Here is a 14,959-nt window from a genome sequence, read left to right on the forward strand (position 1 = left end):
TATGCCAAGATAAACAATTATAAAATCAGATGAGGCTAAGAAGAGTACCACAAAAAACATCCTCATAAAAAAAGTCATCGTTAAGATAGCTATCAAGCGTTAAATTGGGCACAGTCAGCGGTTTTCAAGCGTACAAATTGGTTAAAGAGTGCGAGTTACGGTACAATGTGAGCTCTGGAATAAACCTAATATATGATGGCTGCCGAGGGAATTATGAGCTTACCAAATTGTCCGAAATGTGATGCTGAATATACGTATGAAGATGGCGCGCTGCTGGTATGCCCGATGTGTGCTCATGAATGGACAGTGGCAGAAACCGATGTAGCACAATCTGAAGATCAAGACGCGGTCATTCGCGATGCCGTTGGTAATGAGCTGCAAGACGGCGATGCCGTGACCGTGATTAAAGATTTGAAAGTCAAAGGCTCTTCAACCGTCATCAAAGTAGGAACAAAAGCAAAAAGTATTCGTCTATTGCCAGATGCGACCGATGGTCATGATATTGATTGTAAGCTTGATGGCTATGGTCCGATGAAGCTTAAATCATCGGTAGTTAAAAAAGCTTAAGCTATACATTTATTGTGAACAAAATAATACAAATTACTGAATAAATAATCCCTAAGTATAAAATCACTAAATAAAAAACGATTAAGTAGAGAATAACTATGAGCACTAAAAATGAACAACTATTCGCGCAAGCACGTAAGCATATCCCTGGCGGTGTAAATTCACCTGTCCGAGCTTTTGCTGGTGTCGGTGGTACGCCAATCTTTATGCACCGTGCCAATGGTAGCAAAATCTATGATACCGAAGACAATGCTTATATTGATTATGTTGGCTCTTGGGGTCCAATGATTTTGGGTCATGCCCATCCAAAAGTTATTGATGCGGTCAAAAAAGCGGCTGATGATGGTTTGAGCTTTGGTACGCCAACGCCATTTGAGACCACCGTTGCCGATAAAATTTGCGAAATCGTTCCGAGTGTTGAGATGATTCGTATGACCAGCTCAGGCACGGAAGCGACGATGAGTGCGATTCGTTTGGCACGTGGTTATACTCAGCGTGACAAAATCGTCAAGTTTGAAGGCTGCTACCATGGTCATTCAGACAGCCTATTAGTAAAAGCAGGCTCAGGCATGCTGGATATTGGTGAGCCTACCTCAAAAGGTGTACCAGCAGATTTTGCCAAGCATACTATTACGATTCCTTATAACGATCCACAAGCGATTAAAGACTGTTTCGAAAAGTGGGGCGAAGAGATTGCCTGCGTTATCTTAGAGCCTATCGCGGGCAACATGAACATGGTGATTCCAAGCCAAGAATTCCATGATACGTTGCGTGCAGAGTGTACTGCCAATGGCGCGGTATTAATCTTTGATGAAGTCATGACGGGCTTTCGCGTTGGACTTGGCGGTGCGCAAGCGCACTTCGGTATCGACCCTGATTTAACTTGCTTTGGCAAAATCATCGGTGCAGGTCTGCCAGTTGGTGCGTTCGGCGGTAAGAAAGACATCATGTCTTGCATTGCACCACTTGGTGGTGTCTATCAAGCGGGTACGTTATCCGGTAATCCGCTGGCGATGCGCGCTGGTATCGCCATGTTTGAGGATTTAACTGCTGAAGGCTTCTATGATGAGCTATCAGCGAAAGTAGACCATTTGGTTGATGGCTTCCAAGCGGCTGCTGACAAGCATGGCATCAATATGCGCACCAATAAATTGGGCGGTATGTTTGGAATGTTCTTTGTCAAAGACAGTGCGACGACTGTACCTCAAAACTTTGATGACGTGACTGAGTGTGATATGGAGTTATTTAATACTTTCTTCCACGGTATGCTTGATCGTGGTATTTATCTGGCACCGTCTGCTTATGAAGCAGGCTTTATGTCTATCAAGCATAGTAACGAAGATATTGAAGCGACTATTAAAGCCGCTGATGAAATATTTGCAGAAATGGCAAAAGCGTAACACAGTAGTTTTAGGCGTCTAAAAAAACCAGCATAGTGACAAGATTACTGTGCTGGTTTTTTTATGAATAATAAAGGAAGTTGTATTTATCGCACTTTATCAAACTTACGGTCTCTTAGACTTAAATTACCTCGCAGCACATCCGCATACATACGAAAATCACTAGCAAAGCTTTTTAAAGGAAATTTAAAAGAGGCGGGTTTATTCTTTTCAAAGAAGAAATGTCCGACCCAAGCGCAAGCGTATCCTGCGGCAATACCTTTAAGTAAGGGTTTTGCTGAGCGATTCTTAACAGATTTTGCCAGTCCAATTAACCCAAAGCTACTGCCTGCAAAATGCAATCGACGGCAAGCCATATTTTGATGCTCATCAAGATAAAAGTCATAAAATGACGGTTTGTCTGAGCTATCCATTTTTATCAGATTGTTCTGGCTGTCTTTTTCAGCAGTAATTTCTTTAGTTTGTGACGTTTGCGTAGGGGTGTTATTCATCGATTTGGCTTCCTTGTAGGTTATGTCTCATCTATCCGTAATGAGTCTTGTCAGTAGAATGAAATAGCTTGATACCATAAAGCTCATAGGTAAGTACTTGTTCTCTATTATAATATAGACAATAGTGGTGGTAGCAAGCCAATATTGAACAAATAATGGCTAAGGGTAGAAGATGTTTTTTGCTTCAAAAAGTATCTATCCTGTTTTTAGCCGCTGTTTAGCGGTTGTTTTCGCTTACTTGCCAGCGTTTGGCATAAATGTTTTAATGGCAAAACTTGCCATCATTTATGTGATTATTATCTTTTTTATATATGGTAGTCCTTACTTTAATCCAACGTACTTTCTATTTTAAAAGCCTAAACCCTTTTAATTATCTTTTGATCTGACACGGTAACGACCTTACTTATGCCCAAAGACAACCTAAAAAATCCACCACTCGCAGAAGATGAACTGATGGCAGCCATTGATATTGGCTCCAATAGTTTTCATTTAGCCATTGCTCGCCTCGATCATGGTGAAGTGCGAAAAGTGGTGTCTATGTCTGAAAAAGTTCAGTTAGCTGCAGGACTGGATGAGCATAATATTTTGGGTGCAGCAGCGGAGCAGCGCGGTTTAGACTGTCTCAGCCGCTTTGTGGCGCGTCTAGATTCGGTGCCTCCGGAGCGTATTCGTATTGTTGCGACCAACGCCTTACGCCAAGCCAAAAATGCCAATGATTTTATCAGCCGTGCCAATAAAATCTTACCCAAGCCTATTGAGATTATCGCGGGACGAGAAGAAGCGCGTTTGATTTATTTAGGAGTCTCGCATACCAATGCCAGTAGTGACAAGCGTCTGGTTATCGATATTGGTGGCGGCTCAACAGAGTTTATTATTGGCCAAGAGTTTGATCCATTATTGACCGAGAGCTTACAGATGGGCTGTGTTGCCTTTACGCAGAAGTATTTTGCTAATGGGCAAATTACCAAAGAAGCCTTTAACAACGCCATATCGGCTGCGCGCAAAGAAGTACTGGCGATCAATGGGCGCTACCAAAAAGTAGGCTGGAGCAGCGCCATTGGATCGAGTGGTACGATTAAAGCGGTACGTAACGTCCTTGTTTCAAAAGGCTGGGCAGACGAGCAAGAGCGCATCACTTATAAAGGTGTTAAAAAGTTAGAAAGATTATTGCTTAAAATTGGCAACGTTGATGACATTGATTTAGAAGGCGTCAAAGAGCACCGTAAAGCCGTATTTCCAGCAGGCGTTGCGGTATTACGAGCAGTCATGAAGGTGTTGGGCGTAGATGCTATTACTTACTCAGATGGCGCGCTACGCGAAGGTGTCATGTACGATATGCTTGGACGATTTGCCAGTGAAGACGTACGTGACCGCAGTGTATTGGCACTGATTAAGCGCTATTCAGGCGATAAAAAGCAGGCTAAGCAAGTAGTCAAAACCAGTCGACACCTTTTTGGGCAAGTGCAAACTAAACTTGGACTCAGTACGGAAGATGGCGATCTACTCAGGCGAGCTGCATTTTTACATGAGATAGGGCTGGCGATTGCTCATAGTAGCTATCACAAACACAGTGCGTATTTGATGGAACATTCTGATATTCCAGGTTTTTCACAAGTCGATCAAAAACGTATGGCACAGCTGATGTTAAATCATCGCCGTAAGCTCAAAGCAGATATGTTAGAGCAAACGTGTACTATCGGCGGTGATCAGCTCGTTTATCTGTGCTTGCTGCTACGTTTGGCAGTACTGGCACATCACAGTCGCAGTGATTATGAATTACCAACATTAGAATTAAAAGTAGATGATGACAATCATTGGCAAATCATGGTTGGTGATAGCAGCGAGCACTACGCTTTCTTATTATCTGATTTGCAGACTGAAATAGAACAATTTGCCAAATGGGGCGTCAAACTAAGCGTCATTGAGGTTTAATTTTTTATCAGCTAAAACTGTTAGTAGATTACTTGATTAATGTGGTTAGAAATAACATAACAAAAGCGGTGTTGTCGGTAATGTTATGGCATATAAGATGTGCTATTATAGTTTTTATTGAGTTTACAACTGTACTTTTATTATCCTAAAGCCGATAACGATGTTATTATTAAATATAACCATATTGAACATAGCTCTATTAAGTATAACTAAGAAAGGGAAGCGTCTATGAGTACCGTCTGGGATAGCGTTCAGCTTGCACGGCATGCCAAACGTCCATTGTTTATGGACTATGTAAATCAGCTGTTTACCGAATTTGATGAGTTGCATGGCGACCGCGCTTTTGCTGATGACAAGGCAATCCTTGGTGGACTTGCACGCCTAAACGGTATGCCAGTGATGGTTGTTGGTCAACACCGTGGTCGCAGCACACGCGAGCGTATTGAGCATAACTTTGGTATGGCAAACCCTGAGGGCTATCGAAAAATCATTCGTTTGGTCAAAATGGCTGAGCGCTTTAATATTCCGGTTATGACCTTTGTTGATACCCAAGGAGCTTATCCGGGTATTGGCGCGGAAGAGCGTGGACAAGCACAAGCCATTGCTGAAAGCATTGCTGTGTTTTCTAGTTTAAAAGTGCCTATCATCGTCACCATTATTGGTGAAGGCGGCTCAGGTGGCGCATTGGCGATTGGCGTTGGTGATAAAGTGAATATGCTACAAAATAGTATTTATTCAGTCATCTCTCCTGAAGGCTGCGCTTCTATTCTATGGAAAACTGCCGAAAAAGCGCAAGATGCCAGTGAAGCCTTAAAGTTAAATGCTATCAATCTGTATCAAATGGGCTTGATTGATGCGGTCATCGACGAAGGTGAGGGTGCTCATATTCAGCCACAGCCAGTAATGACGGCATTAAAAGCTCTATTGGTTGAGCAATTGGATGAGCTGAAAGATTTAGATACCCATACGCGTTGTGAGCTACGTTATGAGAAATTCAAATCGTTTAACTCAGAAGTCATGTTGCCTTGCTAGTATGTCCTGTGTCTAAATAGTTGACAATCAGCTTTTAGCACTAGAGGCTTACGCTTAATGTTAAAATAAAAACGTGTCATGTTATGGCGCGTTTTTTTTTGTCAATTAATTCATATACTAACTAATGAGATAAGGTCAATGATGAGCAGCAGTGCAATCCTACCACATCCTATTGAGCCAATAGCTGAACTGCCGATTGACGATAATTTGGCAAAGGCATTATTGACCAGTATGGCTGAGTATGGCGAGCAGCTACAGGGTCGGCGAATTTGGCTGGCCTGTAGTGGTGGGCGTGATTCATTGGCACTGGCAGCGCTATGTGTGCAACTCTATCAGCAAGGTCGACTGCCATTTTTGCCGCAACTATTGCATGTCAACCATGGCTTGCAAGCGGATAGCGCTATTTGGGCTGCGCATGTTGCTAACTGGGCAAAGGCTCAAAAGATACCATGCACTATTTTGCAGGCACACGTAAATGGACATGATGAGCAAGCCGCACGCCAAGCACGTTATGATGTGATGCGTGCGCAACTCAATCAAGATGATGTATTACTATTAGCCCATCATGCTGATGACCAAGCTGAAACTGTGTTGATGCGGTTGATTCAAGGCGCAGGAGTAAATGGTCTGTCGGGTATGCATCCGTGGCGTGTACAAACGCAGGACGCGCATCGCATCATAGTATGGCGACCTTGGCTCATTGTACAGCGCGCCAGTATTAGCTCATATGCTAAGCGCCTAAAGCTGCCTTATATCGATGATCCCACCAATGACGGCGGTGATAACGTCCGTAGTGGACTGCGCCGTGACATCATGCCAGTATTGGCAAAATACAATCCTAACGTTATTGATAACATAGCGCGTAGCGCGCAGCTACTAAGCGATGCGCAATTAACGGTTAAGGCACAAGCGGCAGAGGATTTAAAGCAGACAGAGGTAATATCATTACAGCTACCATCTGCCCAGCGTGTGCTAAATATAGATGAACTACAAAAACTACCACTTTATCGCCAACGACAACTATTGCATTATTGGCTTGGTCAAGATGAGCCATTACCTCCTGCTAAGCAGCTTGTCGATGATGTATTGAGCTTAAGCCAGCGTCATGATCATGATCATCAAACGGAACTGTTTTGGCAAGGACGCAAACAGTCATATACTATTCGCCGTTATCGTCAGCAGCTTTATCGTCTAAGTAGCGACTGGCTCAAATGGTTAGAGTTGCCGCTTGCCGAACAGACGCAGAGCTTGTTTACTCATACTGAGTCTAATCTTATCGGGGCAGATATTCATACAACTGGAAGACAACCCGTTCCAATTAATCTACGCAATGATGATAAATTCACTTGGCAATTACAGATTCTGCCAAATGAAGTAATGCCACTATTAGAAAGCTATAAAGTAGAAAGCGATAAAGATAAGCTTAGGATTACCTTTGCGCCATTAGATCGCAATCAGCGTGTGCAAACCGCATTGGCGTCGCGTCCACAATCGGGCAAAAAGCTCTATCAAACCTTAGGTATTCCATCATGGATGCGTGAGAGTTTGGTAGTCGTTAGCGTGACTTTGATAAATAAAGAAAGTAGTGAAAACGAGCTTTTAGAGAACGATTGCCCGATAGAACAACCTATTTTATTATTATCACCTCTTGAAAACTGGGTGTTAGCTTCTGATAAGTTGTTAGAAAGCAATCCTCATTATATAGAAAGTGCTATTAGCAGCTGTTTAACCGTACCTAGCTCGTTTTGATGTTTGTTACTCAAAGCCTTGAGTAGGGTAGATCTTCATTTTTTTTGATCATTTTGATATCTACTATTTGTATATCTTTATAGTGCTCTTCACTCTTTTCGCCATCATAGACAAAGCCAAATTTTTTATAAAAATGAATAGCAGACGCGTTATCCTCTAATACCCATAAATAAAAATTTGCATTGATATTAAAACTCAATATGGCTTGTAATGACCTTTTCATCAATTTACTGCCTATACCTAGCCCATGATATTCTGATAAAACATATAAAGTCGTGATTTCATAGCTATTATTTTTAGTAAAATATCCAATAAATCCCAGGCTCTTATGATTAGCATCATAGGCTATCCAAATGATGACATCCGGATGAGTGATCACTTCCTGCCACATTTTTGTTTTTTCACTAAGGTTGTTTTGATTATTGATATAAGACTTAGGTAGTAGACCCAAGTAGGCGTCATGCCAACTTTTGCAATGGATATGAGCAATATCCGCAAAATCTTTTGAATGAGCTTTACAAATGCAAAACATATTTTTCCCCTGTACCACTTTACCTAAACGACTTTTTAATCTAACAGGTAAGCTGTGTGATATTCGATGTTAATTTAGTATCTCAATTAAACGGTAGTACTATTAGTTAGCCTTTGAATTTCCCGAACAGCGCCAGTAGCAGTATGGTAAACTGAGTGTCATTTTACCTATCATTATGTTAGTTTGAATACCTTTGGTTTTTTGAATAGGAGACATGTATGTCAGTATTAGATAATAAGAAAATCAGCTTTATCGGCGGCGGAAATATGGCGCAGGCTTTGATTAGTGGGCTTGTCAGCTGCGGCATCAAGCCGAGTTTAATTACCGTTGCTGATCCTAGTAGTGAGGCGCGTGAGCAATTGGCTGCTAAAGGATTGAACACGGTTGATCCAACTGCTGATGCAAAAGCTGCCGTTATCGATGCTGACATTGTGGTGCTGGCGGTCAAACCGCAAGTGATGAAAGCGGTGGTCAGTAGCTTTGCGGATGTCTTAGACAAACAGCTGGTGATTTCAGTGGCAGCAGGTTTGTCGACTGAGCTTTTATCTGACATGTTGGGTGGCTGTGAAAATATCGTCCGTGCAATGCCAAATACCCCTGCAATGATTCAAATGGGTGCAACGGGTCTGTACGGTACTGATAATATTTCTGCTGAACAGAAGCAATTGGCAACGGCGGTCATGGAAGCATCAGGATTGGTCATGTGGGTCGATAATGAAGAACACATGCATGCGGTAACCGCCGTATCAGGGTCAGCACCAGCGTATATGTTTTACTTTATTGAAGCTATGGTTGATGGGGCAGTGGCTTTAGGTTTGGATAAAGAGCAGGCCTCCGCGCTTGCCATGCAAACCATGTTGGGCGCGGCAAAAATGGCAATGGGTAGCGAAGATGCGCCAAGCGAGCTACGTCGTAAAGTGACCTCACCAAACGGCACAACCCAAGCCGCCATTGAATCAATGCAAGCCAATGACATTGGTCGTCAAATTGGTGAAGCCATGCAAGCGTGCTATGATCGCAGCCAAGCCTTGAGTGAAGAGATGAGCAAATAATCATCTTTATAATAGAGGTAGTATTTTATAAAATGCGGCCTCTGACTGGTTATAATAAATGCCTGATAATGACATTCGTCATCCTCAAACCTGTTAATAATGTCACATTGAGTAGCGCTTCATGAACAACATGTTATTGCAAATTTTTGATTTGGTCACCACCTTCGCCATGATGTTGGTGTTTATTCGTTTTATGCTACAGTTTGCAGGGATGGATGCCAGCAATCCTATGATTGCGCCTGCCTATAAAGCGACCCATATCGTCGATGTCTTTGGACGTATTTTTCCAACCGTTGCACAAGGTCGTATTAGTATCGCTGCCATCGTCCTGATGTTTTTGATTCGTCTGATTGATATCGCAGGAAAAGCAGCATTAACACATAAGGGTATTGCGCCAGTCCCATTGTTTTTTACCGGTACTATCAGCTTGGTTTTAGACTTTTTACGCATGTGCCGCTACTTGGTGATAGGTTCTATCATCGTTAGCTGGATTGTGGTTTTTACACAGTCTCAGCATCCGCTTATCGGTATTATTGTAAATTTAGCAGAACCTATTTTGGCACCGTTTCGTCGTATTACGCCAAACTTAGGGATGATTGACCTATCACCGATGATTGCCTTTTTCGCCTTTTACCTACTCGAAATTTTTATCGGTGGTTTGGCATCAAGCTTTATGCCGATGTTAGGTTAAGCCAGTTAAGTTAAAAAGATTTTCGGGATAATAAAATTTCAAATAAAAAAGGCGCTCTATACAAGATAGAGTGCCTTTTTTATGTTCGTTATTTAGATAAAATTATATGATAAATACTAAGTGCTAAAAGCGCATAAAGCGGTTGGGTATCAATTGCGCTTTAGCATCCTCAGGGTGCGGTGCATCAGCGGCACGCAGCGTTTTGGTAATCCAGCTATCCGCCGCTTTTACTGCCTCGATAAGCGCATCACCCATCGCTAAGCGCCCAGCGATAAAGCTCGCTAGTGAACAGCCAGAGCCGTGAAATTCGCCTTTTAGGCGTGGCAAGATACTTTTATGTACCATCTCGCCTTTTATGTATAAATACTGCTCAATATCACCGCTATCGAAGTCGTGTGAGGTTTTGACCAGTACTGCATGAGTGCCTTGTGCACATAACTTCTGAGCACCTATATGTAAGTCTTGTTCACCACTCAAGGCGCGCAGCTCATGAGTGTTAGGGGTAATCAAGGTGGCATAGGGTAGCAGCTGTTTAAAGGCGCTGACTAGCGTCTGCTCATCGCCTAAGCTACCACCACTGTTGGCGACCAATACTGGGTCCAATACAAAAGGAGTACCCTTAACAATAATCTCGTCAGCAAATAATTGGCTTAGCATAGCAATATTGTCAGTCGTACCAAGCATGCCTGACTTGATGACGGCAACAGGCAAATCATCGAGCACTGCTACCGCTTGAGAGTTGACCAAACTTGCCGTACATGCTTCAAAGCCAAATACCTGTTGCGAGTTTTGTATGGTAATAGCCGTACAAGCGATAGCAGCATGAGCGCCTGCTTGACCGATGGCTTCTATATCCGCTTGTAATCCAGCACCGCCTGAGGGGTCTAAGCCTGAAAAGCACAATACGACTGGTCGCATAACACATCCTTTGATATCTTTTATAATAAGTGGTAAATACTATAGCCATCTACTGTCAAAAAAGCCATAAAGACCGATAAATCGATAATTATGCAAAAAGCATGATTAAAAGGACAGACAATGCTTGCAATTCGTTTTGGCTTTGCTATAATACTCGCCCACGGCATAAGACGTATTGTTAGCATCAATACTATGTTTAAAGAGGTGTTTTTATAAAAAATACTTTGATAAGTGTCTTAAATCGTTAGGTGAAGTGGGTGAGTGGCTGAAACCAGTTCCCTGCTAAGGAACCATACGTGTAAGCGTATCGAGGGTTCGAATCCCTCCTTCACCGCCATTTATTCGTTGTTATTAGAGTAATCACGCGAAAACAGCGTTAATTATCTTCTGTTTTGTTAAAACAAAAATTAATTTGATTTTAACGAAAAAAGATATTGACACAAGCGAAATTATCTATATAATGACCAACCTAATTTACTGTAATTGTTATTAACAAAGCAGTAAATGATGTGTAAAGTACGCGCTTGTAGCTCAGTTGGATAGAGCACTTGGCTACGAACTAAGGGGTCGGGAGTTCGAATCTCTCCAAGCGCACCATTTTACATCATCGCTTATTTACTAAATCAATCGCCTGTCTTATGACAATTTGGCGGTTTTTTTACGTCTGCGATTTCTTCATATCCAATCGACTATCCTGAGTATAGTGTACGATAAGTGCCTGAATTACGGTACAATAGCGCTATTATTCATTGCTTGCTATGAGCTGGTACCATGTCAAAGAGTTTATCCAAACGCCCGTCTAAATCCGCTGCTAAAGCCAAAAAATCTGCACCTCATACCTCTGAGGTTGAAGAGCTAGCGATTGCTAAACCCAGCACCCGCATGGCAGCGATTCTTTATGATGGTATGCTGATTTTAGCATTATTATTTTTGGTAGGGACGGTGCTGACGGTGATTGGCACCTTGTTGACGATGGAGACGGGTAGCGAGTCGTCACAAGCTCAATCACTGCCAACATGGTATCAAAACGTTATTATGACACCCTCTTTTATCCTGACGTTGGTAGGGTTTTATGGGTTGTTCTGGCGTCGTGGTGGGCAGACATTAGGTATGCAGACTTGGCGGCTTAAAACCGTTAATAACAACGGTCATCTGCTCACGTGGGGGCAATCCTTTAAGCGTGTTCTAGCAGCTAGTATCATGCCACTTATATTTGGCCTCATTGGTAGTGTCATCGGTGGCTCGCGCGCTATTTTATTGACCAGTGTCTTTCTGGGCTTTGTTTTTAATTATGCTTTTTGCCTATTCAACTCACGTGGTCTCGCAGTGCAAGATATGCTATCTAATACCATTACCTTAAAAATGCCAAAAACAGAGAATGAAGGACTATGGCGAGTGATTAGAAACCGCAAGCGAGGAAAATAAACCGCATTATCATTGCCATAGTCTGTCAACATATTTTAAACCTTACATGTTGGCTGTTTGCATCAACCATAAAGTATAGCCGACAAAGAATAAGACCAAAGTCGAGCCAGAAGCGCGACCGAATGGACGCTTACTCATAAAGGCAAAAACCGCCATAGCTACCAGTAAGAGCGTGACCAGACCCATCGCCAATATATCACGTGATAAGATAATTGGGCTGACTGTGATTGGCGCTATAAGCGCTGCGAGACCAACGACGCCCAAGGTGTTAAATATATTAGAGCCGATAATATTACCCAGTGCCATGTCGTGCTCACCTTTACGTGCGGCTGATAAGCTTGCGACCAATTCAGGCAGCGAGGTTCCAATAGCAACAATAGTCAGACCGATAATCAGCTCGCTCAATCCCCAAAACGTTGCCAGCTCAACGGCGCCCCAGACGATGGCTTGCGAGCTTGCTACCAGCATTGATAAGCCAATGACTAAACTGCCTAAACTGCCTAAACCGCGCATCAAGCTAGGATGGTTGTCCTCTGTACCGCTCAAATTTTCTGTGGTAGCTTCTTCATCATTTGATTTGCTTTCACGTAAACTAAGAATGATCTGAATTCCCAACACAATAACCAATGATGCCAATAGTACTAGACCATCAGTTAGGCTTAATAGCCCATCACGAAGCTGCCACGCTGCCAATGCAGTGATGACTACCAGTATTGGCAGATCGCGCTTGATGACACCTTTATGAATGATAATAGGGCTAATGAGTACCGTTGCACCCAAGACCAAAGCAATATTGATGATATTAGAGCCATACGCATTACCCAGTGCTAGCTCAGGGCTGCCTTCCAATGCTGCCAATGCAGACACGACCATCTCAGGGGCAGATGTGCCTACTCCTAATATGATAACCCCGATTAAGAAGCTGGGCGCATTAAACTTTTTTGCCAATGCTGTTGCGGCATCAATGAAGACATCGGCACTCCAAACAAGAATCGCAAGACCAATCAATATTGCAATAACTGCCAACCACATTTAGATAACTCCTTCGTTAGAGATAAAAAACAGATATTGGATTTTGAGCAAGCTTATGTCATATAAAAATGGCATAAAAAAAAGCTGAATCACAATCTGGATTCAGCTTCGATATAAGTACAAGTATTTTAATGGGATTTTGACAGAAATGGCAACCGTGTGACCATGTATTTACTCATGGTTTATGTAACAAGTTCTTAAATGATTTTCTTAGGCCACTTGTACTGGAATAATATTTGCGGTGTCTTTAACTGTATTGTCTTCATTGCAATACACCAGTCTTGGCTGATACGTTGACGCTTCAACTTCATCAAAATGTGCATAGGCACAGATGATAACGATATCGCCTAGGTCTGCCATATGAGCCGCTGCACCGTTTAAGGAGATAATACCAGAGCCCGCTTCAGCGCGAATAGCATAGGTGCGAAAGCGTTTGCCATTGGTGACGTTATAGATGTCGATAGATTCGTTTTCACGCAGACCGGCAAGGTCTAACAAATCACCGTCGATACCGCATGAGCCTTCATAGTGAAGTTCGGCATGAGTAACACGGGCACGATGTAATTTGCACTTGAGCATATTAAGTAGCATAGATTGCTTCCTTAGTGTAACGGATATAAATGAGTCAAATCAAAACGTTAATGGGGATTAACTTGCTAAAATAAAAGGCTATTATAATTGAAACACCATTCATTCAGGTAATTTAAAACCATTAATTTGCGAACGTGCTTTTTCGACATCACCGCCTAATAGCAAAGGCAGGGCGTCAAAAGCAGCAGATAATGCACTATCAATAGCAATCTGCTCATCTGGCGCAGCTTTTGAAAGCACATGACCACTGACTTTAGACTTGTGACCCGGATGACCAATACCCACACGCAGACGATGGAAGTCGTTACCAATATGGGGGGTTATGTCACGCAGACCATTATGACCGCCATGACCACCGTCAGTTTTGAGTTTGATGCTACCAGCAGGAATATCAAGCTCATCATGGGCGATTAACAGCTCGTCATTATCAATGCCATAAAATTTAACCATGGGCACGACCGACTGACCTGATTTATTCATAAAAGTCAGCGGCATCAATAGACGCACGTCATGCCCATGAATCTGCCCGCGTCCTGTCACTCCATGGAATTTTTTGTCGGGGGCGAGAGTGATATTAAACTGCTGAGCCAAATGAAGGACGAACCAAAATCCTGCATTATGGCGCGTAAACATATATTCCTGACCCGGATTACCAAGACCGACTATAAGCTTTATGGCCATAAAAACACCCTGCTTGACTATAATAAATGAGTGGTAAGGTCTGATTTCTCAAACCTTACTTACAAAAACAGCAGGAGATATTCATCACCTGCCGTTTTTTTGACTGAACAAACCTTACATTATATAGACAACAATAAGTCGCTATATAAAGCCGGTTTATTACTCGCCGTCTTTGCTTTCGTCAGTACCTTGCTCAGTCGCAGGTACGTCAGCGGCATCAACTTCAGCAGCTTCGTCAACTTCTTCAACCGTTGGTGGCTGCATGTTTACGATCGTACGGTCATGACCATCTTCTAATTCAAGCTCAGCAATAACCACGCCTTCAGGAAGAGTGATGTCTGATAGACGGAACAAATCGCCAATTTCCATACCAGATACATCTATTTCTAGATATTCAGGTAACTGTGATGGTATGCAAACGATTTCGATGTCAGTTACTAGTGTTGATAGAACACCACCAGCTTTAGTACCAGGCGCTTCTTCACGACCAGAAAAATGAACAGGAACATTCATGTTGATTTTCTGACCTTTCACAACGCGCTGGAAGTCAGCATGCATTGGGAAACCTTTAGCAGGATGGCGTTGCAAGTCTTTAATAACTACTTGATGCTCTTCGCCATCTACATTCAAAGTCAAGATGTGTGAGAAGAAAGCTTCAAATTCTAGTGATTTTACTAGCTCATTGATTTTGATAGAGATAGCTGTTGGCTGCTCACCACCACCATAGATGATAGCAGGAACTAGGTTCTGCTTACGTAGGCGGCGGCTCGCACCTTTACCTTGAAGCTCAGCAGAACGATCAACTGCGTTTAATGCAAAATGATTAATAGTCATGGATGTAATCCTATAAAAAAATGATGAAGTGT

The 14,959-nt window shown here is 42.6% G+C and carries 15 protein-coding genes and 2 tRNA genes; 10 read left to right on the forward strand and 7 right to left on the reverse strand.

Features of this window, described 5'->3' with window-relative positions; translation table 11 throughout:
* The first annotated feature begins 213 nt into the window (after nt 1-213).
* Nucleotides 214-567: a zinc ribbon domain-containing protein YjdM gene (locus PCRYO_RS00865; protein ID WP_011512544.1), complete on the forward strand. Its 354-nt coding sequence runs from the start codon at nt 214-216 to the stop codon at nt 565-567.
* Between the two features lie 98 nt (nt 568-665).
* Nucleotides 666-1,967, forward strand: coding sequence for a glutamate-1-semialdehyde 2,1-aminomutase (hemL, locus tag PCRYO_RS00870; protein ID WP_011512545.1), 1,302 nt, complete (start codon nt 666-668; stop codon nt 1,965-1,967).
* Nucleotides 1,968-2,053: 86 nt separating this feature from the next.
* Here the strand turns inward: hemL and PCRYO_RS00875 are convergent, their stop codons facing one another.
* Nucleotides 2,054-2,458, reverse strand: coding sequence for a DUF962 domain-containing protein (locus PCRYO_RS00875; protein WP_011512546.1), 405 nt, complete (start codon nt 2,456-2,458; stop codon nt 2,054-2,056).
* Nucleotides 2,459-2,863: 405 nt separating this feature from the next.
* On the opposite strand from PCRYO_RS00875, the gene ppx reads away from it, so the two are divergent.
* From ppx to tilS, 3 genes are all read left to right on the forward strand, one after another.
* Entirely contained in the window at nt 2,864-4,390 is a 1,527-nt protein-coding gene (gene ppx, locus PCRYO_RS00885) for an exopolyphosphatase (protein WP_011512547.1), read from the forward strand.
* Nucleotides 4,391-4,618: 228 nt separating this feature from the next.
* Entirely contained in the window at nt 4,619-5,422 is an 804-nt protein-coding gene (locus PCRYO_RS00890) for an acetyl-CoA carboxylase carboxyltransferase subunit alpha (protein ID WP_011512548.1), read from the forward strand.
* A gap of 138 nt (nt 5,423-5,560) precedes the next feature.
* Nucleotides 5,561-7,171, forward strand: a complete 1,611-nt coding sequence (gene tilS / locus PCRYO_RS00895; protein WP_105575681.1) for a tRNA lysidine(34) synthetase TilS — start codon at nt 5,561-5,563, stop codon at nt 7,169-7,171.
* A 10-nt stretch (nt 7,172-7,181) separates the two neighbouring features.
* On the opposite strand, the gene PCRYO_RS00900 is transcribed toward tilS, so the two are convergent.
* Entirely contained in the window at nt 7,182-7,703 is a 522-nt protein-coding gene (locus tag PCRYO_RS00900) for a GNAT family N-acetyltransferase (protein ID WP_011512550.1), read from the reverse strand.
* Between the two features lie 218 nt (nt 7,704-7,921).
* On the opposite strand from PCRYO_RS00900, the gene proC reads away from it, so the two are divergent.
* Nucleotides 7,922-8,755, forward strand: coding sequence for a pyrroline-5-carboxylate reductase (proC, locus tag PCRYO_RS00905; RefSeq protein ID WP_011512551.1), 834 nt, complete (start codon nt 7,922-7,924; stop codon nt 8,753-8,755).
* Between the two features lie 121 nt (nt 8,756-8,876).
* Nucleotides 8,877-9,446: a YggT family protein gene (locus tag PCRYO_RS00910; RefSeq protein WP_011512552.1), complete on the forward strand. Its 570-nt coding sequence runs from the start codon at nt 8,877-8,879 to the stop codon at nt 9,444-9,446.
* A 123-nt stretch (nt 9,447-9,569) separates the two neighbouring features.
* Here the strand turns inward: PCRYO_RS00910 and PCRYO_RS00915 are convergent, their stop codons facing one another.
* On the reverse strand, nt 9,570-10,364 hold the full coding sequence (locus PCRYO_RS00915; protein ID WP_011512553.1) for a hydroxymethylpyrimidine/phosphomethylpyrimidine kinase: 795 nt from the start codon (nt 10,362-10,364) through the stop codon (nt 9,570-9,572).
* 247 nt (nt 10,365-10,611) lie between these two features.
* Here PCRYO_RS00915 and PCRYO_RS00920 point away from each other — a divergent pair.
* From PCRYO_RS00920 to PCRYO_RS00930, 3 genes are all read left to right on the forward strand, one after another.
* A tRNA-Ser gene (locus tag PCRYO_RS00920) sits at nt 10,612-10,701 on the forward strand.
* A gap of 183 nt (nt 10,702-10,884) precedes the next feature.
* A tRNA-Arg gene (locus PCRYO_RS00925) sits at nt 10,885-10,961 on the forward strand.
* A 174-nt stretch (nt 10,962-11,135) separates the two neighbouring features.
* Complete coding sequence (locus tag PCRYO_RS00930) at nt 11,136-11,789, forward strand: RDD family protein (RefSeq protein WP_011512554.1); 654 nt, start codon at nt 11,136-11,138, stop codon at nt 11,787-11,789.
* A gap of 42 nt (nt 11,790-11,831) precedes the next feature.
* Here PCRYO_RS00930 and PCRYO_RS00935 read toward each other — a convergent pair whose 3' ends face one another.
* The 4 genes from PCRYO_RS00935 to PCRYO_RS00950 all read right to left on the reverse strand — a co-directional run bounded on the left by PCRYO_RS00935 (nt 11,832) and on the right by PCRYO_RS00950 (nt 14,927).
* Nucleotides 11,832-12,821 (reverse strand): calcium/sodium antiporter, encoded by a 990-nt coding sequence (locus PCRYO_RS00935; RefSeq protein ID WP_011512555.1) that lies wholly within the window; start codon nt 12,819-12,821, stop codon nt 11,832-11,834.
* A 210-nt stretch (nt 12,822-13,031) separates the two neighbouring features.
* Nucleotides 13,032-13,412, reverse strand: a complete 381-nt coding sequence (gene panD / locus PCRYO_RS00940) for an aspartate 1-decarboxylase (RefSeq protein ID WP_011279481.1) — start codon at nt 13,410-13,412, stop codon at nt 13,032-13,034.
* A gap of 99 nt (nt 13,413-13,511) precedes the next feature.
* Nucleotides 13,512-14,093, reverse strand: a complete 582-nt coding sequence (gene pth, locus PCRYO_RS00945; RefSeq protein WP_011512556.1) for an aminoacyl-tRNA hydrolase — start codon at nt 14,091-14,093, stop codon at nt 13,512-13,514.
* A 159-nt stretch (nt 14,094-14,252) separates the two neighbouring features.
* Nucleotides 14,253-14,927 (reverse strand): 50S ribosomal protein L25/general stress protein Ctc, encoded by a 675-nt coding sequence (locus PCRYO_RS00950; protein WP_011512557.1) that lies wholly within the window; start codon nt 14,925-14,927, stop codon nt 14,253-14,255.
* Between the last annotated feature and the right edge of the window lie 32 nt (nt 14,928-14,959).

Source organism: Psychrobacter cryohalolentis K5, assembly GCF_000013905.1.
Lineage (GTDB): Bacteria > Pseudomonadota > Gammaproteobacteria > Pseudomonadales > Moraxellaceae > Psychrobacter > Psychrobacter cryohalolentis.